A 22,301-nucleotide genomic window follows, 5' to 3' on the forward strand; every position below is an offset into this window, starting at 1 on the left:
CGCCGCCGGGCGGCCGCGGCGGGCGGGGGCGCCGCCGCCCGGGGAGCAGTGGGAGCGGGCGCTGCTGCGAGTGCCGCCGGGCAGGGGCGCCGCGCTGGCCACCGCGCTCAAGAACGCGCAGGCCGCTCGGATGGCCCGGGGGAGTGGCGGAGCTGTCTGGGTGCGGGTCGATCCGCCCGACATCGGGTGATCCGCGGTCATCGGGTGACGCGTGGCCATCGGGCGGTGGTGCGCGGCCTGTGATCGCGGGGGCGCGCTGGAGATGGGTGCCTGCTCATGGCCGGACATGCGACTGCCCTCCCGGGGTGTTCCGGGAGGGCAGGGCGGAGGGGTGTCAGCCGTTGCGCGGGCCGGGGAAAGCCGTGGGCCTCGCCTCGTCGCGGAGGGCCGGGCTGCCGGCGGTCGGCTGCGTGGGCATGGAGCGGGCCGCGGGGACCGTCGGGACCGTGGGCAGGCCGGTGGTCACATGGACCGCGCGCCCGGCCGCCGGCGTCGGCTCCGGCGTGCGCTCCGGCTCGGGCGTGACCGCCGGCGCCGTGGCACGGCGGGAGCCGTAACGGCGGTGGACCGCCTGCTTGGTGACTCCGAGTGCGGAACCCACCGCGTCCCACGAGAAGCCGAGCGAGCGGTCGAAGTCCACGGCCGCGGTGACCAGGGTTTCGACGCTGTCCCGCAGCTCCTGGGCGAGACGTACCGTCGGGGCGGGGGCGCGCCCGTAGACGACGAAGCCCGTGGAGGGACCGGAGCGGCGCGGGCGGTAGACGTTGCCCAACTGGGCGGTGAGGGTGCGCAGTGCGTCCACCTGCCGGCGGACCCGCTCGATGTCCCGCACCAGCAAGTGCAGGCTGGCCCGAGCCTGGGCGTCGTGGGTTGCGTGGTCGGCCATGAACAAGCCTCTCGAACCGGCGATGAAATGAAAGGAATGGGCCGCGATCGCGGCCCGGTGTGGTCAACTCTGTCTTGACCAACGCGGATTCGCTCCGCGGGTCACGGTGTGGGGGCGCGGGAGCATATACGTGCGCCCGTTTGCGCGGGGTGTGCGCCTCGGCCTGCGGCCTTCGCCGCTCGTCTCCCGCCCGCGTACTGCCCGGAGCAGCAGGCGGCAGCGGACCAAGAGGCCGAGCCCTCCCTGCGGGACTGGGCGCCGTCGGCGGCTTTCTGTTTCCGGCTCATAGACTTGGGCGTTGCCCGCATCGACCCCCGCCCGAGAGGCCCCCACCACCCCATGAAGCTCGTCTTCGCCGGTACACCCGAGGTCGCCGTTCCCGCTCTGGACGCTCTGCTCGCCTCCGGACGACACGAGGTGGCCGCCGTCGTCACGCGGCCCGACGCGCCGGCCGGGCGCGGACGCAGGCTCGTCGCGTCGCCCGTCGCCGAGCGGGCGGAGGAGGCCGGGATCGAGGTGCTGAAGCCCGCGAAGCCGAAGGACCCCGAGTTCCTGGAGCGGCTGCGGGAGATCGGACCGGACTGCTGCCCTGTCGTCGCCTACGGGGCGCTGCTGCCCCGGGTCGCGCTCGACATCCCCGCGCACGGCTGGGTCAATCTGCACTTCTCCCTGCTCCCGGCCTGGCGCGGTGCCGCGCCAGTGCAGCACGCCATCATGGCCGGCGACGAGATCACCGGGGCGTCGACGTTCCTGATCGAGGAGGGGCTCGACTCCGGGCCGGTCTACGGCACGGTGACCGAGGAGATCCGGGCCACCGACACCAGCGGGGACCTGCTGACCCGGCTGGCGTTCGCCGGTGCCGGGCTGCTCGCGGCGACCATGGACGGCATCGAGGACGGCACCCTGAAGGCCGTTCCGCAGCCGGCCGACGGGATCAGCCTCGCCCCGAAGGTCAACGTCGAGGACGCGCACCTCGACTGGAACGCACCCGCGCTGCGCGTCGACCGGATGGTGCGGGGCTGCACCCCGGCCCCCGGCGCCTGGACCACCTTCCGCGGTGAGCGGCTCAAGCTCATCCAGGTCGCCCCCGCGCCCGACCGCACGGACCTCACCCCCGGCCGGATCGCCGCGGGGAAGAACAACGTCCACGTCGGCACCGGCTCCTACGGCGTCGAGCTGCTGTGGGTGCAGGCCCAGGGCAAGAAGCCGATGCGGGCGGCGGACTGGGCCCGCGGGGTGCGCATCGGGGAGGGCGAGCGGCTGGGGGACTGAGGCCGGAACAGCGCCGGCAACCCGGCTCGCCGCCCCCCGCTGCCGGTCACGCCCGGATCCCGGCGGCGTAGGCTGGACGGCGCACTTCTTCTCACCCCCGGAGCACCTTTTTCGTGAGCGAACAGCCCCGCCGAGCCCGCACGTCAGGCAAGCCCTACCGCCGGCCCAAGAAGGACCCCGTCCGCATCCTCGCCTTCGAGGCCCTGAGGGCCGTGGACGAGCGGGACGCCTACGCCAATCTCGTCCTCCCGCCGCTGCTGCGCAAGGCGCGGGAGAAGGAGGGACCCGAGTCGTTCGACGCCCGGGACGCGGCGCTCGCCACCGAGCTGGTGTACGGGACGCTGCGCCGCCAGGGGACGTACGACGCGATCCTCTCCCATTGCGTGGACCGGCCGCTCGGGGAGGTCGATCCGCCGGTGCTGGACGTGCTGAGCCTCGGCGCCCACCAGCTGCTCGGCACGCGGATCCCGACGCACGCCGCCGTGTCCGCCACCGTCGAACTCGCCCGGGTCGTGCTCGGCGACGGGCGTGCCAAGTTCGTCAACGCCGTGCTGCGCAAGGTCGCGCAGGACGATCTGGACGGCTGGCTGGAGCGGGTCGCGCCGCCCTACGACGACGACCCCGAAGACCATCTCGCCGTCGTGCACTCCCACCCCCGGTGGGTCGTGTCCGCGCTGTGGGACTCCCTCGGCGGCGGGCGCGACGGCATCGAGGAGCTGCTGCGCGCCGACAACGAGCGGCCCGAGGTGACGCTGGTGGCGCGGCCCGGACGGGCCACCGCCGAGGAACTGCTCCACGAGGACGCCGCCGTGCAGGGGCGCTGGTCGCCCTACGCCGTGCGGCTGACCGAGGGCGGGGAACCGGGTGCCATCGCCGCCGTGCGGGACGGGCGCGCGGGCGTGCAGGACGAGGGCAGCCAGCTCGTGGCGATCGCCCTCGCGGGCGCGCCCCTGGACGGGCCCGACCGACGCTGGCTGGACGGCTGCGCGGGGCCCGGAGGCAAGGCGGCGCTGCTCGGCGCGCTGGCCGCCGAGCGGGGCGCGCTGCTGATCGCCTCCGAGAAGCAGACCCATCGCGCCGGTCTGGTGGCCCGCGCCCTGGACGGCAACCCCGGGCCGTACCAGGTGATCGCCGCCGACGGGACCCGTCCGGCGTGGCGGCCCGGCAGTTTCGACCGGGTGCTGGTCGACGTGCCGTGCACGGGCCTGGGTGCCCTGCGCCGCCGCCCGGAGGCCCGCTGGCGGCGCCGCCCCAAGGACCTGGAGGGCTTCGCGCCGCTCCAGCGCGGGCTGCTGCGCACCGCCCTGGAGTCCGTGCGGGTCGGCGGCGTCGTGGGCTACGCGACCTGCTCGCCGCACCTGGCCGAGACCCGGGCCGTCGTCGCCGACGTGCTCAAGCAGCACCCGGACACCGAACTCGTCGACGCCCGGCCCCTGCTGCCCGGCGTACCGGACCTCGGCGAGGGGCCCGACGTACAGCTGTGGCCGCATCTGCACGGGACCGACGCGATGTACCTGGCGCTCATCCGCCGGACCGGCTGACCCCCGCCCCGGCGCTCTCCCGGGCCGACGCACCGCCGTCCTCACGGGCCAGCCGGTGCGGCCACCACACCTTCGGGCCGACGTCCATGAACAGGGCCGTCACCAGCACCGAGCGCACGATGAAGGTGTCGATGAGGACGCCGAGGGCCACCGCGAAGCCGATCTCGGCGAAGGCGACCATCGGGAGGGTGCCGAGGGCCGCGAACGTGCCGGCCAGGACCAGGCCCGCCGAGGTGATGACCGCGCCGGTGGCGGCCAGGCCGGTGACCACGCCCGGTCTGGTGCCCTGGCGGGCCGCCTCCTCGCGGATGCGGGTGGTCAGGAAGATGTTGTAGTCGATGCCCAGGGCGACCAGGAACACGAACACGAACAACGGGAAGTCGGTCGCCTCGCCCGCGTAGTCGAAGACGTACCGGAACGCGAGCGCGCTGATGCCGAGTGCGGCGGTGAACGACAGGATCACCGTGCCGATCAGCAGCAGCGGGGCGATCAGGGCCCGGAGCAGGACGCAGAGGATCAGCAGGACGACCACCAGTACCAGTGGGATGATCAGCACGTTGTCGTGCGTGGTCGCCTTGTCCATGTCGAGCAGGGCCGCCGTGCCGCCGCCCACCTTGGCGTCGGCGTCCGGCACCGCGTGCACGGCGTCCCGCACCCGCTCCACCGTCTGCTTGGCCGCCTCGCTGTCCGCCGGGGCGGTCATGGTGGCCTCGAAGAGGACCTTGCCCTCGAAGGCCGGTTTCGTGCCGGGCGGCAGACCGAGGGACTGGGGGACCACGCCCGCGGTCCCGGCGACAGCGCGGCCCACCTGCACGGCCTGCGCCTGGTTGCTGACGACGACCAGCGGATCACCGCTGCCCGCCGGGAAGTAGCGTGCGGACACCTCCTGGCCGGTGATCGAGTCCGGCTTCCCGGTGAAGGCGTCCGCGTTGCCGATGCCCTCCGCGCGCAACTGGATCAGGCCCAGGGAGCAGACCGCCAGGGCGAGCGCCGTGACGGCCCAGATCATGCGCGGGCGGCGGGCGATGCGGCGGCCCGTGCGCGCCCAGACACCGCGCTCGGTCGGTTCGGGGGAGCCCAGGTGCGGGATCACCGGCCAGAAGATCCACCGGCCGAAGATCACCAGCAGTGCCGGGAACAGGCTCATCATCGCGAGCAGGGCGACGGCGACACCGATGGCGGCGACCGGGCCCAGGCCGCTGGTCGAGTTCATCTCCGCGGTCAGCAGCACCAGCATGCTCAGGACGACCGTCGCGCCCGAGGCGAGCACGGCCGGACCGGCGCGGTGCAGGGCCAGGGCCATCGCCTCGTGCCGGTCCTCGTGGCGGCGCAACTCCTCCCGGTAGCGGGCGACCAGCAGCAGGGCGTAGTCCGTACCGGCACCGAAGACGAGCACCGTGAGGATGCCGGCGCTCTGCCCGTTGACCGTCAGGCCCGCGTGCTCCGCCAGCACGTAGATCAGCGCCTGGGAGGCGAACAGCGCGCAGACCACCGCGATCAGGGGGACCAGCAGCAGGGTCAGGCTGCGGTAGGTGATGAGCAGCATGACGATGACGACGGTCATCGCCGCGAACAGCAGCGTGGAGTCGATGCCCTCGAAGGCCTCTGCGAAGTCCGCCGACGTGCCGCCCGGGCCGGTGATGTGCACGCTCAGTCCGCCGCCGCCCGTGCCGACGTCGTCGCGGATGGACTCCACGGCCGGGGAGATCCGCTCCCAGCCCTCCTCGTCCATCATGATCGGCACGAAGACCTGCGCGGCCCGCGGATCGGTCTGCCGGTCGAACACCGGCCCCCGTGTCCGCTCACCGATGATGCCGTGGTCGCGCAGCTGCTTGAGCTGCGCGACGTCCTCGGTGATCTCGGCACGGTCCTGCGCCGTCAGGCCGCTCTCCCGCGCGTAGATCACCACCGCCGGGATCTGCTCCGGCCGGAAGTCCTGGGAGATCTCCAGCACCTGCGTCGACTCCGCGGACCCCGGCAGCCAGGACGCGGCGTCGTTGTCCTGGGCGTCGGTGAGCTTCATGGCGAACGGCGCGGCGACGAACAGCACGACCACCCAGAAGACCAGCACGAGCCACTTGGCCCGCCGCCCGCACACGAGATGCGCAACACCCTGTTTCATGACCACCCCCTCCGCGGGGCCACCCGATAGGGGGCGCGGGGAACGGCGCGACCAGCCACAGGCGGCCCGCAGCCGGCGGACAACCATGACCACCCGGGACCGATGCCCACAACCCCCGGAGGGCATGGCAGTCTTAGGACATGGCCGCGCAGATCAACCCCAGCATCCTGTCCGCAGACTTCGCCCGCCTCGCGGACGAGGCGAAGGCCGTGGAAGGAGCCGACTGGCTCCACGTCGACGTCATGGACAACCATTTCGTCCCGAACCTCACGCTCGGCGTGCCGGTCGTAGAGTCTCTCGCCCGTGCGACGGACACCCCGCTGGACTGCCACCTGATGATCGAGGCCCCCGATCGCTGGGCGCCCCAGTACGTGGAAGCGGGGGCCGGTTCCGTCACCTTCCACGTCGAGGCCGCCGCCGCTCCCGTCCGGCTCGCGCGGGAGATCCGGGCCAAGGGCGCCCGCGCCTCCATGGCGCTGAAGCCCGCGACCCCCATCGAGCCGTACGAGGACCTGCTCCCCGAGCTCGACATGCTGCTGATCATGACGGTCGAACCGGGCTTCGGGGGACAGGCCTTCCTCGACATCATGCTTCCGAAGATTCGCCGCACCCGCGAGTTGATCAGCAAGCACGGACTGGAGCTCTGGCTCCAGGTCGACGGCGGAGTTTCCGCGTCCACCATCGAGCGCTGCGCCGACGCCGGAGCCGACGTCTTCGTGGCCGGATCGGCGGTCTACGGGGCAAACGACCCGGCAGAAGCGGTACGTGCACTACGCACCCGGGCCGAGGCGGCGACGGCCAAGGCCTCCTGGGCCTGCGACCACTGAGCCACAGCAAAGTGAACGGCCTTCATCAGGGCTGATCATCCGCGCCGGATCTGCAAGGATGAACGGCGAATCCAGAGTGTGAACAGCAGTGAGGAGATCGCCGTGTCGGGTATGTCGGCGGGCCGGTCAGCCATGCGGATGGGACCCGCTGAGCTGGTGCAGGCGGCGGCCATGGCCCGCCGCTTCTACCTCGAGGGCAAGTCCAAGATCCAGATCGCGGAGGAGTTCGGCGTCAGCCGCTTCAAGGTGGCCCGGGTCCTGGAGACCGCCCTCGAACGGGATCTCGTACGTATCGAGATCCGTGTGCCTGCGGAGCTGGACGCCGAGCGCTCGGACGCGCTCCGCGCCCGCTACGGCCTCAGGCACGCCGTCGTGGTCGAGTCCCCGGCCGAGGCCGAGGAGACGCCCGACCCCGAGAACCTGGGAGAGGTGGCCGCCGACCTGCTCGGCGAACTGGTCAACGAAGGGGATGTGCTGGGCCTGGCCTGGGGCCGTTCCACCATCCACATGGCGGCGGCGCTCGACCGGCTGCCACCGTGCACGGTGGTGCAGCTGACGGGCGTGTACGACGCCGGGACCGCCGAACGCGGCTCGGTCGAGGCCGTGCGCCGCGCCGCCCAGGTGGCCGGCGGGGACGCCCACCCCATCTACGCCCCGATGCTGCTGCCCGACGCGGCCACGGCCGCGGCGCTGCGCAACCAGACGGGCATCGCCCGGGCCTTCGAGCACTTCGACAAGGTCACCGTCGCCTGTGTCTCCATCGGGTCCTGGGAGCCGGGCATCTCCACGGTGCACGACATGCTCAGTGACGAGGAGCGGGCGCACTACGCGTCCCTCGGGGTCGCCGCCGAGATGTCCGCGCACCTCTTCGACGCCGAGGGCCGCCGGGTCGGCCGGGATCTGGGCGAGCGGTGCATCACGGTGAAGGCCGACCAGCTCCGCCGGATCCCCGAGGTCGTCGCCATCGCGGGCGGGCAGCGCAAGGGACCCGCGATCGACGCCGTGCTGCGGTCCGGGCTCGTCACCAGCCTGGTGACGGACACCTCGGCCGCGGACTACCTGATGACGGCCGGCCCGGCGCCGAAGTCCGCGCTCAACCGGTCCGACCCGGACGGGGCCTGACCGATGGCGGGGGAGCCGCGGGGCGTCCCGGACGACCCGGCGGGCCGGATCGTGATCGTCCTGGATCTGGGCGGGGTCACGGACAAGGCGGCCTTCATGGACCGCTGCGCCCGTGACCTGGCCCTGCCCGACTGGTTCGGCCGCAACTGGGACGCCCTCGCCGACTCCATGGCCGACCCCGCCCTCTGGCCCGACGGGGCCGGCGAGCGGGGCCTGCTGGTCGTCGTCCAGGGCTGGCGGACGTACGCCGAGACGCGGCCCGAGGAGTGGCAGGTCGCCGAGGAGATCTTCGCCGAGGCGACGGACCGGGGCCCTGGGCTGTTCGTGACCCTCGGCCTTGGATAATCCTCCGAGAGCGCCCCTGACCAGCCTGGATGATCCGCTGGGGGCGGTTCGGGCGTCGGTCATGGGAGAATGAAGTACGTGCTCTTTCCCCCTGGCCGGCCGGTCCGGGGGTCACCTCTGATCGACTGGGATGTGCAGCACGTGCGTTTCCTCAATGACATCCAGCCCGGGTACGACCTGACGTACGACGACGTCTTCATGGTGCCCAGCCGCTCCTCGGTGGGCTCGCGGCAGGCCGTCGACCTCAGCTCCCCGGACGGCACGGGCACCACCATCCCGCTCGTCGTCGCCAACATGACCGCCATCGCCGGCCGCCGCATGGCCGAGACCGTGGCCCGCCGCGGCGGCCTCGTGGTGATACCGCAGGACATTCCGAACGACGTGGTCACCGACGTCGTCTCGTGGGTGAAGAGCCGGCATCTGGTGCTGGACACCCCGATCGTCCTGTCCCCGCACCAGACCGTCGCGGACGCGCTGGCCCTGCTGCCCAAGCGTGCGCACAACGCCGGCGTCGTCGTCGACGGGGACCACAAGCCGGTCGGCGTGGTCACCGACGCCGACCTGTCCGGCGTGGACCGCTTCACGCAGCTCGCCGAGGTCATGTCCCGGGACCTGCTGCTCATCGACGCGGACATGGACCCGGGCCAGGCCTTCAACACCCTGGACCACGCCAACCGCCGCTACGCCCCCGCGGTGAACCAGGACGGCACGCTCGCCGGCATCCTGACCCGCAAGGGCGCCCTGCGGGCCACGCTCTACACGCCGGCCACCGACGCGCAGGGGCGGCTGCGCATCGCCGCCGCCGTCGGCATCAACGGCGACGTCGCGGGCAAGGCGCAGCAGCTGCTGGACGCGGGCGTCGACGCGCTCGTCATCGACACGGCGCACGGCCACCAGGAGTCGATGATCAGCGCCCTGAAGCTGGTGCGCGACCTCGACCCGCAGGTGCCGGTCGTCGCGGGCAACGTGGTCGCCGCCGCGGGCGTGCGCGACCTGATCGAAGCCGGCGCGGACATCGTCAAGGTGGGTGTCGGCCCCGGCGCCATGTGCACCACGCGCATGATGACCGGCGTCGGCCGGCCGCAGTTCTCCGCCGTCCTGGAGTGCGCAGCCGAGGCGAAGAAGTACGGCAAGCACGTGTGGGCCGACGGCGGTGTCCGCCACCCGCGCGACGTGGCCATGGCCCTCGCGGCCGGCGCGTCCAACGTGATGGTCGGCTCCTGGTTCGCGGGCACCTACGAGTCCCCGGGCGACCTCCAGCACGACGCCCAGGGCCGCCCCTACAAGGAGTCCTTCGGCATGGCCTCCGCGCGTGCCGTCCGCAACCGCACCTCGGAGGAGTCGGCGTACGACCGTGCCCGCAAGGCGCTGTTCGAGGAGGGCATCTCCACCTCCCGCATGTTCCTCGACCCGGCCCGCCCCGGCGTCGAGGACCTGATCGACTCGATCATCGCGGGCGTCCGCTCCTCCTGCACCTACGCCGGCGCGGGCTCCCTGGAGGAGTTCGCCGAGAAGGCCATCGTCGGCATCCAGAGCGCGGCCGGCTACGCCGAGGGCAAGCCGCTGCACGCCAGCTGGAGCTGACGCGCCCAACGCCCTTGCCTGGAGCCCCCGATGAAAATCGGGGGCTTTGCGCATGCGGACGGCCTACCGTCGTACGCCATGGAGATCACCGTATGCCGAGCCGCCGATGTCGCCGTGCTCGACCGGTGCCTCGGCTCCCCGGGCGCCACCTCGTTCCACGCCCGCCGCTTCGAGCGCCAGGAAGGGGGTTCGAGCACCTATCTCGTCGCCTGGCACGGCCGACGGCCCGTCGGTCATACGGAGGTGCGCTGGGACGGCTGCGACGACGCGAAGGTGCGGGCGGCGTGGCCCGGCTGCCCCGAGATCAACGCGCTGACCGTGTGGCCCGAGGCGCTGCGCTCGCGCGGCATCGGCAGCGCCCTGGTCCGGGCGGCCGAGGAACGTGCCCGTGCGCGGGGGTGCACGGCCGTCGGCCTCGGTGTCGCCGACGACAATCCGCGCGCCGCCGCCCTGTACGCCCGGCTCGGCTACCGGGCCGTCGCCTCGTACATCGGCCGCTGGTCGTTCGAGGACCACGAGGGCGTCACGCACGAATGTGTCGAGAAGCTGACGTTCCTCGTGAAAGAGCTCCCCTGAACGAGCCGTGCGCAACGGACCGAAGCAGCAGCGCAACGAACCTCCGGCCGACCGCGAGGAACGCAATGATCTTTCGGTCACGCGCAAGGTTGCTGCATTTCACCAGCAACGCCGTTGCTCATAGGCTGTCGCCTCGTACGTGGCGTGGCGGGGACTCCGCTCGGTGGGTCCCTGCTCAAGGGTGCCCGCGGTCCCTGCCGCCCTGACCGGCAGCGAAAAGGAGCCAGCGCGTGCTCGACCAAGGCGCACCCCCGCAGAACCCAGGCCAGACAGCCGCATCCGCGTCCCCCGGCATCGGTGCGCGCCTCATGCGCCGCAAGCCGGTGGAACGCCTGGTGGCAGAGGGTGGCCAGGGCGAGGGAGGCTCGCTGCGCCGCACCCTCGGGCTGTGGCAGCTCACCATGATCAGCATCGGTGCCACCCTCGGCACCGGCATCTTCGTCGTGCTCGGCGAGGCCGTCCCCAAGGCGGGCCCGGCCGTCACGCTCGCCTTCGTCATCGCCGGCCTCACCGCCCTCTTCTCGGCGCTGTCCTACGCCGAGCTGGCCGGCTCCATCCCGGTCTCCGGCTCCTCGTACTCGTATGCGTACGCAACGATGGGCGAGCTGATCGCCTGGATATGCGGCTGGTGCCTGGTTCTGGAGTACGGCGTGTCGGTGGCCGCCGTCGCCGTCGGCTGGGGCGAGTACCTCAACGAACTGCTCGACGGCACCATCGGCGTCACCATCCCGGCCGCGCTGTCCGCCCCGCCCGGCGACGGCGGCGTGTTCAACCTGCCGGCCCTGATCGTCGTGCTGCTCGCGATGGCGTTCCTGCTGGGCGGCGCCCGCGAGTCGGCCCGCGCCAACACCGTCATGGTCATCGTGAAGATCGCCGCGCTGGTGATGTTCTGCGCCATCGGCGTACAGGGCTTCCGCTCCGGCAACTACGAGAACTTCATGCCGCTCGGCATGGCGGGCGTCAGCGCCGCCGGTGCCACCCTGTTCTTCTCCTACATCGGCTTCGACGCCGCCTCCACCGCCGGTGAGGAGGCGAAGAACGCCCAGCGCGACCTGCCCCGCGCGATCATGCTCTCGCTGGTCGTCGTCACCGCGCTGTACGTCCTCGTCGCCGCCGTCGCCGTCGGCGCCAAGCCCTGGGAGAACTTCACCGACTCCGAGGCCGCCCTCGCCCAGATCATGCGCGAGGTCACCGGCCAGACCTTCTGGGGCACGCTGCTCGCCTTCTGCGCCGTCATCGCCATCGCGAGCGTCGTCCTGACCGTGCTGTACGGCCAGACCCGCATCCTGTTCGCCATGTCCCGCGACGGGCTCGTGCCCAAGGTATTCGCCAGGGTCCACCCGAAGACCGGTGCCCCGCGCGCCAACACCCTGATCGTGTCGCTGTTCTGCGGTGTCCTGGCCGCGGCGATCCCGCTCGGCCAGCTCGCCGACGCCACCAGCATCGGCACCCTGTTCGCCTTCGCCCTCGTCAACGTGGCCGTCGTCGTACTGCGCCGGACCAAGCCGGACATGCCCCGCACCTTCCGGGTGCCGCTCTCCCCGGTCCTGCCCGCGCTGGGCTTCGCCTTCTGCATCTGGATGATGGGCAGCCTGTCGACCGTGACCTGGGTCGTCTTCGGTGTCTGGATGGCCGCCGGGCTCGTGTTCTACTTCGTGTACGGCTTCCGCCGCTCCCGACTGGCACCATCCGAGAAGTGATCGACCCACTGTGCTGAACGATCTCGACGAACGCATCGTGCACGCCCTCGCCGAGGACGCCCGCCGCTCCTACGCCGACATCGGCTCGCTCGTCGGCCTGTCCGCGCCCGCCGTGAAACGGCGCGTGGACCGGCTGCGGGCCACCGGAGCCATCACCGGCTTCACCGTACGGGTGGACCCGGGTGCCCTCGGCTGGGAGACCGAGGGGTTCGTCGAGATCTACTGCCGCGGGAACACCTCCCCGGAGACCATCCAGCGGGGTCTGGAGCGCTACCAGGAGGTCGTGGCCGCGTCCACCGTCACCGGGGACGCGGACGCGATCGTCCAGGTCTTCGCCTCCGACATGCGCCACTTCGAACGGGTCCTGGAGCGGATCGCCGGGGAGCCGTTCGTCGAGCGGACCAAGTCCGTGCTCGTGCTCTCGCCGCTGCTGCGGCGCTTCTCGTCCGGGTCGCCCACGTAACTCCGTGGCCCGCTCCGCGCGACCTCTCTAGCCTGGGTGTCATGACCTGGCGACATTGATCCACCAGCCGCGCCTCCCGAGGACCGCCTCGGACGCCGTACCTCCGGCGTCCGATCCGTCCTTCCGGGAAGGCCTCATGACACTCTCACCCGCGCGCGTGCCCGCCATCGGCGTCCGCCGTCTGACCCGCACGCTGTACGGCTACGCGTTCCTCGACGACTTCGTCCTGCTCTATCCGGTGTACGCGCTGCTGTTCGCCGACACCGGCATGTCGCTCTGGCAGATCTCCTCCCTGTTCGCCCTGTGGTCGATCACCGGTGTGGTGCTCGAAGTGCCCTCCGGCGCCTGGGCCGACGCCGTGTCGCGTCGAAGGCTCCTGTGGATCGGTCCCCTGCTCACGGCCGCCGGCTTCGCGCTGTGGGTGGCCGTGCCGTCGTACGGGGCCTTCGCGGTGGGCTTCATCCTGTGGGGCGCGGGCGGTGCCCTCGGCTCCGGCGCTCTGGAGGCGCTGGTCTACGACGAGCTGGACCGGCTCGGGGCCGCCGGCCGGTACGCGCGGATCATGGGCCGGGCCCGGGCCGCGCGACTGCTGGGCACCGTGGCGTCCATCGGCCTGGCAGGGCCGGTCTTCGCGCAGGGCGGCTACGCGGCCGTCGGAGCCGCGAGCTTCCTGGCCTGTGTGCTGACCGCGGTCACCGCGACCCGGTTCCCCGAGCACCGGGTGCGGGCGGACGACGCGGCGGGTGACACCTGGGCGACGACCCTGCGGACCGGACTGGCCGAGGTCCGCGGGGACCGTTCGGTGCGCGGCGCCCTGCTGCTGGTCCCGGCCGTGGCGGCGGTGTGGGGCGCGCTCGACGAGTACACCCCCCTGCTGGTCCGCGACATCGGCGTCGCCGAGGCGACGGTGCCCTACCTGATCATGCTGATCTGGGCCGGCGTCACCCTCGGCAGCCTCCTGGCCGGACCGGCCGAACGCCTCGGCACGAGCGGGCTCGCGATGCTGCTCGCGGGCGCCGCCCTCGCCCTGGCGGTGGGAGCCGTGTCCCGCTCCCTGGCCGGAATCGCCCTCGTGAGCCTCGCCTTCGCCGGGTTCCAGCTGGCGGAGGTACTCGCCGACGTCCGTCTCCAGCACCGCATTGACGAGTCCCGCCGGGCCACGCTGACGTCCGTGGCGAACCTGGGCACCGAGCTGGCCACCGTCGCCACGTTCGGGGTGTACGCGCTGCTCGGCACGGACCTGCCGCACGGCACGGTCTTCGCGGTGCTGGCGTTGCCCTACCTCGTGACAGCCCTGGCGCTGGCTAGAGCTCGGGCTGCCACGGGACGACCGTGAAGTCGCCCGTCCCCTTCTTCACCTTCTCGAAGGGGGCGGAGCTCACGCACTCGGGCGGTTCGTCGCCCTCGCCGGGACGGCCCGTCGAGGCCCAGCTGTAGCCGAGCCGGTCATGACGGCCCAGGTCGTGGACGGTGACGCCGACGCGCTCGCCCTCGGCGCCCGGCAGGTCCGACTCGGTGATCACACCGGAGACGACGGCCACCTTGCCGCCGGTGAGCAGACAGTCGACCGCGACCTCCGCCCGGGCGCCGGAGCCGTTCAGGTAGTGGCTGAACCGGAAGGTGCCGGTGGCTTTCATCGGATCGGCCTTGTCCTTCGCGGCCAGATGCGCGTCGAACGAGAACGTGATGTCGTCCCCGGCCGAGCGGTACAGCTTGGCGGTGCCGGTGAGGGCCGCGGCCTCCCGCGGCCGGGGCGCGTCCGACGCGGTCGCGGCCGAGGCCGCCCCGGCGGTGAGCAGCAGCGCGGAGCCGAGCACGACGATCTTCGTACGGCGCTTCATTTTCGGGCCTTTCCGCAGGTCGACTGGACAGCCCCTACTCTCCCGGCCCGGTGCGTCCAGGCCATCGCGCGCAGGGCGGGACTCCGTCTCCGCCGCGAGGCGGGGGAGAGGGGGACGCCCCCGGGCTCCGAGGAGGAGCCGGGCTACGACTCAGGGCGCGCAACGAATCGCCGCCCGCCCCCGGACGCACGCAACGAACCGTTCACCGACGCGCAACGGCTCCTTCTTGTCCGCCCTGGTCAGCCGCCCGTACCGTCTACGTGGCCCCTCCAACGACTCTTCCGCCCGGTGAGGAACACGCATGCGCACCGCCCTGCTCCAGAGCTCCGGCCGACCCGGCTCCACCGTCGAGAACCTCAAGGTCCTCGACGAGGCCGCGGGCCGGGCCGCCGCCGCGGGGGCGGGGCTGCTCGTGACGCCGGAGATGTTCCTGACCGGGTACGCGATCGGCGACGCCATCGGCCGCCTCGCCGAGCCCGCCGACGGCGAGTGCGCGGACGCGATCGCCGAGATCGCGACGCACCACGGCCTGGCGATCGCCTACGCGTACCCCGAGCGCGACGGCGACGCCGTGTTCAACTCCGCCCAGCTGATCTCCGCCGACGGCACCCGGCTCGCGAACTACCGCAAGACCCACCTCTTCGGCTGCTTCGAGCGTGACCACTTCACGCCCGGCGACCAGCAGGTGGTCCAGGCCGAGATCGACGGCGTACGCGTCGGCATCCTCATCTGCTACGACGTGGAGTTCCCGGAGAACGTCCGCGCCCACGCCCTCGCCGGTACCGACCTGCTGGTCGTGCCGACCGCGCAGATGCACCCGTTCCAGTTCGTGGCCGAGTCGATGATCCCGGTGCGGGCCTTCGAGAACCAGATGTACGTCGCGTACGTCAACCGGGCCGGCCAGGAGGGCGAGTTCGAGTTCGTGGGCCTGTCCACGCTCGCCGGGCCCGACGGGATCGCCCGCACCCGGGCCGGCCGCGGTGAGGACCTCGTCCTCGCCGACGTCGACCCCGCCTTCCTCGCCGCCTCGCGCGAGGCCAACCCGTATCTGCTCGACCGGCGGCCCGGCCTTTACACGCCGCTCGTCTGACCACCCCCGCCGAACCGCCCGTTCACACCCGTGCAAGGAGTCCGTACCCCATGACGTCCACCGTGCCCAACGCCGTCGAGCACGCAGACGCGCAGCAGCCGCCGATCACCATGTTCGGCCCGGACTTCCCGTACGCGTACGACGACTTCCTCGCCCACCCGGCGGGCCTCGGGCAGATACCCGCGACCGGGCACGGCACGGAGGTCGCGATCATCGGAGGGGGCCTGTCCGGCATCGTCGCCGCGTACGAGCTGATGAAGATGGGCCTCAAGCCGGTCGTGTACGAGGCCGACCAGATCGGCGGCCGGCTGCGGACGGTCGGCTTCGACGGCTGCGACGACTCCCTCACCGCCGAGATGGGCGCGATGCGCTTCCCGCCCTCCTCCACGGCCCTCCAGCACTACATCGACCTCGTCGGCCTGGAGACCCGGGCCTTCCCCAACCCCCTCTCCGAGGCGACCCCGTCGACCGTCGTCGACCTCAAGGGCGAGTCGCACTACGCCGAGACGATCGCCGACCTGCCCCAGGTCTACCGGGACGTCGCCGAGGCCTGGAACCGGTGCCTGGAGGAGGGCGCCGACTTCTCCGACATGAACCGCGCCCTGCGCGAGCGGGACGTCCCGCGCATCCGCGAGATCTGGTCCCGGCTCGTCGAGAAGCTCGACAACCAGACGTTCTACGGCTTCCTCTGCGACTCCGAGGCGTTCAAGTCCTTCCGGCACCGCGAGATCTTCGGCCAGGTCGGCTTCGGCACGGGCGGCTGGGACACCGACTTCCCCAACTCCATCCTGGAGATCCTGCGCGTCGTCTACACCGAGGCCGACGACCACCACCGCGGCATCGTCGGCGGCTCGCAGCAGCTGCCGCTGCGCCTGTGGGAGCGCGAGCCGCAGAAGATCGTCCACTGGCCGCTCGGGACCTCGCTCGCGACGCTGCACGCGGGCGGCGAGCCCCGACCGGCCGTGACCCGGCTGCACCGCACCGCCGGCAACCGCATCACGGTGACCGACGCGGACGGCGACATCCGCACCTTCCAGGCGGCGATCTTCACCGCCCAGTCCTGGATGCTGCTGTCGAAGATCGCCTGCGACGACTCGCTCTTCCCGATCGACCACTGGACGGCGATCGAGCGCACGCACTACATGGAGTCCTCCAAGCTGTTCGTGCCGGTGGACCGGCCGTTCTGGCTCGACAAGGACGAGGAGACGGGCCGTGACGTCATGTCGATGACGCTCACCGACCGTATGACGCGCGGTACTTACCTGCTCGACGACGGCCCGGACAAGCCCGCCGTCATCTGCCTCTCCTACACCTGGTGCGACGACAGCCTGAAGTGGCTGCCGCTGTCCGCGAACGAGCGGATGGAGGTCATGCTGAAGTCGCTCGGCGAGATCTATCCCAAGGTCGACATCCGCGGGCACATCATCGGCAACCCGGTGACGGTCTCCTGGGAGAACGAGCCCTACTTCATGGGCGCGTTCAAGGCCAACCTCCCCGGCCACTACCGCTACCAGCGGCGCCTGTTCACGCACTTCATGCAGGACCGGCTGCCCGAGGACAAGCGCGGCATCTTCCTCGCCGGCGACGACATCTCCTGGACGGCCGGCTGGGCCGAGGGTGCCATCCAGACCGCCCTCAACGCGGTCTGGGGCGTCATGCACCACCTCGGCGGCACGACCGACCCGACCAACCCGGGCCCCGGCGACGTCTACGACGAGATCGCTCCCGTGGAACTGCCGGAGGACTAGCTGTTGCTGGTCAGGACGTTGGTGACGGCGCATGGTGGTGGGCGAGACGGGTGGCGAGTGCGTGGAGGTGAGCCCTGGCTTCGGTGGGGCCGTGCACAGTGACGGCGTTTCCGAACGGCAGGAGCGCTCGCACGTCCTCCAGATGCTGGAAGCGGATCGTCACCTTGTGGCCGGTGGAGGAGTCCTCATGGTCGTCCCGGACGAGTCGTAGGCCGAAGATCCGTTGCGCTCGCTCGATCTGGGTCTGGTCGATGGTGGCGCTGACCTCTGTCGCGTGGTTGTGTTCCCACTGGTCGACGAGCGCTGCGGCGACGGTGGCCAGGGTCTGGTGCTCGCGGATCCGTCGTGGCTGGTCGACTTCCTTCCACGTCGTGATCCGTTCGAGTCGGTACATCCGGGGCTCCCGGGCACGGTCGGCGACGAGGTACCAGATGCCGGCCTTGGCGAGGAGCCCGTAGGGATCCACGACCAGGTCGCGTGGGCCTGACTCACGCGGGCTGTCGTACTCGATCCGTAGCCGGCGGCCTCGCCGCACCACGCCGATCAGCGAAGCCGGAGTCGTGCCGGAGGCTCGTGTCTGACACCACGGGCGACTGTCCACGTGCACTACGTCGGTGAGCGGCAGGAGCTCATGTCCTCGACGAGGCTGTGCAGCGGCGATCTTGGAGAGCGCACGCCGGCTCTCGACCGATGCGTCGAGCTCCGCTCGTTGCCTTTCATCCAGCCCAGTGAGCGACAGGTGATCACACTCGCCCGGTGTGAGTCGCGTGAGGTCGAGTCCGGGTCCGGGCAGCATGGTCACGCCTCCGAGGCGGCCCCGGTGTGCGGTCACCGGCAGACCGGCGTCGCGGAGCCAGTTCAGATCCCGGGTGATGGTTCGAAGGGACACCCCGAGCGCCGAGGCGAGTTCCTGTGTGGTCACGGCGTCCCTCGCTGTGAGGAGCAGCATCAGGGTGAAGAAGCGGTCCGGGGTCACCCACCGATTTTTTCAGGGAATTGCGACATGATGCGGCGCAAATCCCGGTCAGGCTGGTGGCTGCGTACCTGCCACCCGTGAAAAGGAACAGCCATGACCAGATCCGTCGTGTCCATCGTCTACGTGAACGACGCTCCCGCCGCAGCTCGTTTCTACGGCGACCTCCTCGGCATGAGCCCCTCGTTCGAGACTGCGGGATACATCACCTTCGACCTCGGGCCGGGCGCTGACCTCGCTCTGTGGTCCGGCCAGTTCGAGGATCTGTCACCGGACGTCCCGCGTACCAGCGAGGTGTGCCTGGCCATCGGCGGTGGACCCGAGGAGCTCACCGCGATCTTCGAGCAGTGGAAGTCCAAGGGGGTCACGGTCCTGCGCCGGCCCCATGATGCGGGGTTCGGGCTGACCTTCCTCGCAGCCGATCCTGACGGGAACCGTATCCGCGTCGCGCCGCGGGGCTGAAAGGCCGCACTGCGGCAGGCGCCCACGGTAGGTGTCGCGCCTGCCCTCGTCTGACTTCGAGAGGACGACGAGTACCCCACGCGAATGCGTCCCTGAGCGTCGAGGGCTGTAGGCGGCCCGTGAAGCTGTGCCGGACCCAACCCATGCCCCACGTCGCCGTTGAGATGGGGTACCTCTCGCGCCGAGCCCTCATCGACTAGCGGCACCCGGGCTCGGCCAGGGGCGTGAGCAGCATGCGCCCCGCGAAGCCGACCGCCGTGTCCAGGCGCTCCATGAACTCGTCGGCCACATCGGGGAGTTCACGCAGTGCCCACAGGGCCCGGGCCGCCGTCCACGCGGCGTCCCGGGCGCGGTCCAGGCTCCAGGAGCCGAGCAGGTGGGTCAGCGGGTCGGCGATCCGGAACAGGTCGGGGCCCGGCATCAGATCGTCGCGGATGCGCTCCTCCAGCGAGACGAGGAGGTCGCCCACCATGTCGAACTCGTCCTCCAGATCGGCGGGAGCGCAGCCGAGCGTACGGCAGGTGTCCACGACGGCCAGCGCGAGATCGTGCCCGATGTGCGCGTTGATGCCCGCCAGCGCGAACTGCACCGGACGTACCCCGGGATGGCGGCGCAGCTGGAACAGCGGCCGCCAGCAGGCCGGCGGGCGCCCCTCGTCCGCCGCCGTCCCGACGGCCGCCAGGTACCGCTGCGCGAACCGTACGTCCAGCGTGATCGCGGCATGGACGTCCGCGAACCTCCCGGCGTCGACGTACCGGTCCACCGCCTCCGTCACGGCGAGGTAGACACGGTTGAACACCGCCACCCCGTCCCGCGGATGCAGGGCCGCGTCGAGCGCGCGCATTCGGGAGATGACGGCGTCGACCGGAGTGTCCACGGCTGGGGTGACTTGTTCGCATCGCGGCATGCGGGCAGAGTCGCAGCTCTAGGCTGGCGGCAGCACCGGCGGGCCCGGCGCTTCCCCGAAACGGGGGAAACAGTGCCCGCCGCAGGGGGAGGGGGGAGCACCACCGTGGCAGGCTCGCGTGCCCAGCGCCTGGCCGCTCGCAGGGCCGGGCGCAGGCGCGCCGCCCGGCGTGGCGCGATGGTCGTGGCGGCCTCGCTCGTCGTCGTGGCCGGCGCGGTCGCGGGGGTCCTCGCCGCGTTCGACGACGGAGGACGGCGGCCCTCGGACGAAGCCGGGCCCCCAGAGGTGACGGCCTCGCCCCGTCTGGCCCCCCTGCCGGCCGTGCCGTCGCCGTCCCCGACCGCCGCCGCCGGGTCCGCTTCCGCCTCGCCGTCTCCGTCGGCCCGCCGGACCCGGAGTCCCGCGCCGGTGAAGCCCGAGAAGAAGAGGCAGGAGAGCACCACCACTGCGGCCGGACGGCTCTACCGTCATCCCGAATCCCAGGTCCTGGACTGGGTCCGCTCCCACTCCGGCGACCCCCGGCACGCGGTCATCGCGTCCCGTATCGCCGAGCAGCCCGCGGCCGTCTGGTTCGCCGACTACTCCCCGGACACCGTCACCGCCCGGGTCGCCGCCGTGACCGCGGGCGGGGCCGCGCTCGGCCGGGTGCCCGTCGTCGTGCCGTACACGATCCCCGGCCGGGACTGCGGCGGTCACTCCCAGGGCGGGGCGCCCGGCCTGGACGCCTACGACGCCTGGATCGACCGGTTCGCGGCCGGGCTGGGCTCGGACGAGGTCATCGTCGTCCTGGAGCCCGACTCCGTCGCCCAGGCCGAGTGCCTCTCCGCCGGTGAACGCGCGGACCGCTTCGCCTCGCTGGCCCGGGCCGGCCGTGTCCTGAAGGACGCCAACCCCCGCGCCCGGGTCTACTTCGACGCGGGGCACTCGGGCTGGAACGCACCCGGCAAGCAGGCGGCCTGGCTCAGGCAGGCCGGCGCCGCCTCATCCGAGTCGTCCGACGGCGTCTTCAGCAACGTCTCCAACTTCCACACCACCGCCGACGAAGTCGCCCACGACCGGCGGGTCCTCGACGCGCTCGGCGGCCCGGCGGACCTCGGCGCGGTCATCGACACCAGCCGCAACGGCAACGGCGCCCCGGCCGACGGCGAGTGGTGCGACCCGGCGGGCCGCACCCTGGGCCGGGCCCCGACCCTGAGCACGGGCGAGGCCCGGATCGACGCCTACCTGTGGGTGAAGCTGCCGGGGGAGTCGGACGGCTGCAAGGGCAGGCCGGGGACCTTCACGGCTTCGTACGCCTACGACTTGGCGTCGTCGTAGGAGGAGGTGCCCTCGTCGAGCAGGGGCGCCTGTGTCTTCAAGTGGGCCGGGGCGAAGGCCCGCAGGGCGTGGTAGCCGGTGATGACGACGATCGTGCCGAGCGCGATGCCGCTCAGCGAGAACATGTCCGAGAATGTCAGGGAGACGTTGCCGACCCCGATGATGATGCCCGCGGCGGCCGGGACCAGGTTCAGCGGATTGCGCAGATCCACCTTGGCGTTGATCCAGATCTGCGCCCCGAGCAGGCCGATCATGCCGTACAGGATGACGGTGATGCCGCCGAGCACCCCGCCCGGGATCGCCGCCACGACCGCGCCGAACTTCGGGCAGAGGCCGAACAGCAGGGCGAAGCCGGCGGCGGCCCAGTAGGCGGCCGTCGAGTACACGCGGGTCGCGGCCATCACGCCGATGTTCTCGGAGTACGTGGTGTTGGGCGGGCCACCGACCGCGGTGGACAGCATCGACCCGACGCCGTCGGCCGCGATCGCCGTGCCGAGCTTGTCGTCCAGCGAGTCGCCGGTCATCTCGCCGACCGCCTTCACGTGCCCGGCGTTCTCCGCGACCAGCGCGATGACGACCGGCAGGGCGACCAGGATCGCCGACCACTCGAACGACGGGGCGTGCAGGGTCGGCAGCCCGATCCAGTCGGCCTGGCCGACGCCGGACAGGTCGAGGCGCCAGTGGTCGGTCGGCTTGCCGCTCGCGTCCACGGAGTGGATCTTGCCGAAGACCAGGTCGAACACCCAGGAGATGCCGTATCCGAAGACCAGGCCGAGGAAGATCGCGATCCGGGACCAGAAGCCGCGCAGGCAGACCACCGCCAGACCGGTGAACAGCATCACCAGCAGGGCCGTCCACTGGTCCTGCGGCCAGTACGTCGAGGCCGTCACCGGCGCCAGGTTGAAGCCGATCAGCATCACCACCGCGCCGGTCACGACGGGCGGCATGGCGGCGTGGATGATCCGCGCCCCGAAGCGCCGCACGGCCAGCCCCACCAGGAACAGCGCGACCCCGACGACGAACACCGCTCCCGTGACGGTCGCGCTGCTGCCGCCCTGCGCGCGGATCACCGCCGCCACACCGACGAAGGAGAGCGAGCATCCCAGGTAGCTGGGCACGCTGCCGCGGGTGGCCAGCAGGAACACGACGGTCGCGACGCCGGACATCATGATCGCGAGGTTCGGGTCCAGCCCCATCAGGACCGGCGCCACGAAGGACGCCCCGAACATCGCCACGACGTGCTGGGCGCCGAGCCCGGCCGTACGGGGCCAGGAGAGCCGCTCGTCGGGGCGGACCACCGCGCCGGGCGCGGGGGTGCGTCCGTCGCCGTGCAGTTTCCAGCGGACGCCGAGATCCATCGGGTGTCGCTTTCATCGTGGGACTGTTTATGTCCGGACCATTGTCAGGGATGACCGGAAGTGCTCCGCACCCGTCACTGCCGACCCGGGCGCCCCTCCGGGCGGTCGCCTGGCGTGGCTCTAACCTGACGAGATGGTGATGCCGGAGGGAAGGCTGGTGCCGCGCC

At 71.8% G+C, this 22,301-nt stretch carries 21 protein-coding genes; 15 read left to right on the forward strand and 6 right to left on the reverse strand.

What is annotated here, in order from left to right; all coding sequences use genetic code 11:
• A partial coding sequence (locus GTY56_RS31440; protein WP_161368683.1) for a hypothetical protein occupies window positions 1-190 on the forward strand: 190 nt, incomplete at its 5' end.
• 144 nt (window positions 191-334) lie between these two features.
• Here GTY56_RS31440 and GTY56_RS31445 read toward each other — a convergent pair.
• Window positions 335-886, reverse strand: coding sequence for a hypothetical protein (locus GTY56_RS31445; protein ID WP_161368684.1), 552 nt, complete (start codon window positions 884-886; stop codon window positions 335-337).
• Window positions 887-1,225: 339 nt separating this feature from the next.
• On the opposite strand from GTY56_RS31445, the gene fmt reads away from it, so the two are divergent.
• The gene (gene fmt, locus GTY56_RS31450) at window positions 1,226-2,158 is read left to right on the forward strand and encodes a methionyl-tRNA formyltransferase (protein WP_161368685.1); all 933 of its coding nucleotides are present in this window, start codon (window positions 1,226-1,228) and stop codon (window positions 2,156-2,158) included.
• Between the two features lie 113 nt (window positions 2,159-2,271).
• Window positions 2,272-3,699 carry a transcription antitermination factor NusB gene (locus tag GTY56_RS31455; RefSeq protein WP_161368686.1) on the forward strand — a complete coding sequence of 476 codons (1,428 nt, stop codon included), beginning with the start codon at window positions 2,272-2,274 and terminating at the stop codon, window positions 3,697-3,699.
• Here the strand turns inward: GTY56_RS31455 and GTY56_RS31460 are convergent.
• A complete protein-coding gene (locus tag GTY56_RS31460; RefSeq protein WP_161368687.1) occupies window positions 3,680-5,821 on the reverse strand; it encodes an MMPL family transporter in 2,142 nt (713 codons plus the stop codon). The genes GTY56_RS31455 and GTY56_RS31460 overlap by 20 nt on opposite strands.
• A 140-nt stretch (window positions 5,822-5,961) precedes the next feature.
• Here GTY56_RS31460 and rpe point away from each other — a divergent pair, with 140 nt between their 5' ends.
• From rpe to GTY56_RS31500, 8 genes are all read left to right on the forward strand, one after another.
• The gene (gene rpe, locus GTY56_RS31465) at window positions 5,962-6,648 is read left to right on the forward strand and encodes a ribulose-phosphate 3-epimerase (protein WP_161368688.1); all 687 of its coding nucleotides are present in this window, start codon (window positions 5,962-5,964) and stop codon (window positions 6,646-6,648) included.
• 78 nt (window positions 6,649-6,726) lie between these two features.
• On the forward strand, window positions 6,727-7,770 hold the full coding sequence (locus GTY56_RS31470) for a sugar-binding domain-containing protein (RefSeq protein ID WP_161368689.1): 1,044 nt from the start codon (window positions 6,727-6,729) through the stop codon (window positions 7,768-7,770).
• A 3-nt stretch (window positions 7,771-7,773) separates the two neighbouring features.
• Window positions 7,774-8,115, forward strand: coding sequence for a barstar family protein (locus GTY56_RS31475; protein WP_161368690.1), 342 nt, complete (start codon window positions 7,774-7,776; stop codon window positions 8,113-8,115).
• Between the two features lie 141 nt (window positions 8,116-8,256).
• On the forward strand, window positions 8,257-9,699 hold the full coding sequence (locus GTY56_RS31480) for a GuaB1 family IMP dehydrogenase-related protein (protein WP_161368691.1): 1,443 nt from the start codon (window positions 8,257-8,259) through the stop codon (window positions 9,697-9,699).
• A gap of 78 nt (window positions 9,700-9,777) precedes the next feature.
• On the forward strand, window positions 9,778-10,275 hold the full coding sequence (locus GTY56_RS31485; RefSeq protein ID WP_161368692.1) for a GNAT family N-acetyltransferase: 498 nt from the start codon (window positions 9,778-9,780) through the stop codon (window positions 10,273-10,275).
• Between the two features lie 230 nt (window positions 10,276-10,505).
• Entirely contained in the window at window positions 10,506-11,975 is a 1,470-nt protein-coding gene (locus GTY56_RS31490; protein ID WP_161368693.1) for an amino acid transporter, read from the forward strand.
• Between the two features lie 10 nt (window positions 11,976-11,985).
• Entirely contained in the window at window positions 11,986-12,438 is a 453-nt protein-coding gene (locus GTY56_RS31495) for an Lrp/AsnC family transcriptional regulator (RefSeq protein WP_033309687.1), read from the forward strand.
• A gap of 136 nt (window positions 12,439-12,574) precedes the next feature.
• Window positions 12,575-13,774, forward strand: a complete 1,200-nt coding sequence (locus tag GTY56_RS31500; RefSeq protein WP_161368694.1) for an MFS transporter — start codon at window positions 12,575-12,577, stop codon at window positions 13,772-13,774.
• Here GTY56_RS31500 and GTY56_RS31505 read toward each other — a convergent pair.
• Entirely contained in the window at window positions 13,743-14,279 is a 537-nt protein-coding gene (locus tag GTY56_RS31505; RefSeq protein WP_161368695.1) for a Repetin, read from the reverse strand. The genes GTY56_RS31500 and GTY56_RS31505 overlap by 32 nt on opposite strands.
• Window positions 14,280-14,580: 301 nt before the next feature.
• Here GTY56_RS31505 and GTY56_RS31510 point away from each other — a divergent pair, with 301 nt between their 5' ends.
• Together GTY56_RS31510 and GTY56_RS31515 are read left to right on the forward strand one after the other, a co-directional pair.
• Window positions 14,581-15,369, forward strand: a complete 789-nt coding sequence (locus GTY56_RS31510; protein ID WP_161368696.1) for a carbon-nitrogen hydrolase family protein — start codon at window positions 14,581-14,583, stop codon at window positions 15,367-15,369.
• A 50-nt stretch (window positions 15,370-15,419) separates the two neighbouring features.
• Entirely contained in the window at window positions 15,420-17,117 is a 1,698-nt protein-coding gene (locus tag GTY56_RS31515; RefSeq protein ID WP_161368697.1) for a flavin monoamine oxidase family protein, read from the forward strand.
• Window positions 17,118-17,127: 10 nt separating this feature from the next.
• Here the strand turns inward: GTY56_RS31515 and GTY56_RS31520 are convergent, their stop codons facing one another.
• Window positions 17,128-18,093: a WYL domain-containing protein gene (locus GTY56_RS31520; RefSeq protein ID WP_161368698.1), complete on the reverse strand. Its 966-nt coding sequence runs from the start codon at window positions 18,091-18,093 to the stop codon at window positions 17,128-17,130.
• Window positions 18,094-18,186: 93 nt separating this feature from the next.
• Here GTY56_RS31520 and GTY56_RS31525 point away from each other — a divergent pair, with 93 nt between their 5' ends.
• Window positions 18,187-18,552, forward strand: a complete 366-nt coding sequence (locus GTY56_RS31525; RefSeq protein WP_161368699.1) for a VOC family protein — start codon at window positions 18,187-18,189, stop codon at window positions 18,550-18,552.
• Between the two features lie 196 nt (window positions 18,553-18,748).
• On the opposite strand, the gene GTY56_RS31530 is transcribed toward GTY56_RS31525, so the two are convergent.
• Window positions 18,749-19,459 carry a DUF5995 family protein gene (locus GTY56_RS31530; RefSeq protein WP_161368700.1) on the reverse strand — a complete coding sequence of 237 codons (711 nt, stop codon included), beginning with the start codon at window positions 19,457-19,459 and terminating at the stop codon, window positions 18,749-18,751.
• Window positions 19,460-19,636: 177 nt separating this feature from the next.
• On the opposite strand from GTY56_RS31530, the gene GTY56_RS31535 reads away from it, so the two are divergent.
• Entirely contained in the window at window positions 19,637-20,776 is a 1,140-nt protein-coding gene (locus GTY56_RS31535) for a glycoside hydrolase family 6 protein (protein WP_161368740.1), read from the forward strand.
• Here the strand turns inward: GTY56_RS31535 and GTY56_RS31540 are convergent.
• A complete protein-coding gene (locus GTY56_RS31540; protein WP_161368701.1) occupies window positions 20,755-22,134 on the reverse strand; it encodes a uracil-xanthine permease family protein in 1,380 nt (459 codons plus the stop codon). The two genes, GTY56_RS31535 and GTY56_RS31540, sit on opposite strands and share 22 nt — an antisense overlap.
• Between the last annotated feature and the right edge of the window lie 167 nt (window positions 22,135-22,301).

Source organism: Streptomyces sp. SID5643, assembly GCF_009872555.1.
Taxonomy (GTDB): Bacteria; Actinomycetota; Actinomycetes; order Streptomycetales; family Streptomycetaceae; genus Streptomyces; species Streptomyces iakyrus.

Coding starts and splice junctions, on each gene's coding strand:
- rpe (WP_161368688.1), top strand. CDS start 5,962: ATGGCCGCGCAGATCAACCCCAGCATCCTGTCCGCAGACTTCGCCCGC.
- GTY56_RS31530 (WP_161368700.1), bottom strand. CDS start 19,459: ATGCCGCGATGCGAACAAGTCACCCCAGCCGTGGACACTCCGGTCGAC.
- GTY56_RS31475 (WP_161368690.1), top strand. CDS start 7,774: ATGGCGGGGGAGCCGCGGGGCGTCCCGGACGACCCGGCGGGCCGGATC.
- GTY56_RS31505 (WP_161368695.1), bottom strand. CDS start 14,279: ATGAAGCGCCGTACGAAGATCGTCGTGCTCGGCTCCGCGCTGCTGCTC.
- GTY56_RS31445 (WP_161368684.1), bottom strand. CDS start 886: ATGGCCGACCACGCAACCCACGACGCCCAGGCTCGGGCCAGCCTGCAC.
- fmt (WP_161368685.1), top strand. CDS start 1,226: ATGAAGCTCGTCTTCGCCGGTACACCCGAGGTCGCCGTTCCCGCTCTG.
- GTY56_RS31510 (WP_161368696.1), top strand. CDS start 14,581: ATGCGCACCGCCCTGCTCCAGAGCTCCGGCCGACCCGGCTCCACCGTC.
- GTY56_RS31485 (WP_161368692.1), top strand. CDS start 9,778: ATGGAGATCACCGTATGCCGAGCCGCCGATGTCGCCGTGCTCGACCGG.
- GTY56_RS31460 (WP_161368687.1), bottom strand. CDS start 5,821: ATGAAACAGGGTGTTGCGCATCTCGTGTGCGGGCGGCGGGCCAAGTGG.
- GTY56_RS31525 (WP_161368699.1), top strand. CDS start 18,187: ATGACCAGATCCGTCGTGTCCATCGTCTACGTGAACGACGCTCCCGCC.
- GTY56_RS31540 (WP_161368701.1), bottom strand. CDS start 22,134: ATGGATCTCGGCGTCCGCTGGAAACTGCACGGCGACGGACGCACCCCC.
- GTY56_RS31500 (WP_161368694.1), top strand. CDS start 12,575: ATGACACTCTCACCCGCGCGCGTGCCCGCCATCGGCGTCCGCCGTCTG.
- GTY56_RS31535 (WP_161368740.1), top strand. CDS start 19,637: ATGGTCGTGGCGGCCTCGCTCGTCGTCGTGGCCGGCGCGGTCGCGGGG.
- GTY56_RS31515 (WP_161368697.1), top strand. CDS start 15,420: ATGACGTCCACCGTGCCCAACGCCGTCGAGCACGCAGACGCGCAGCAG.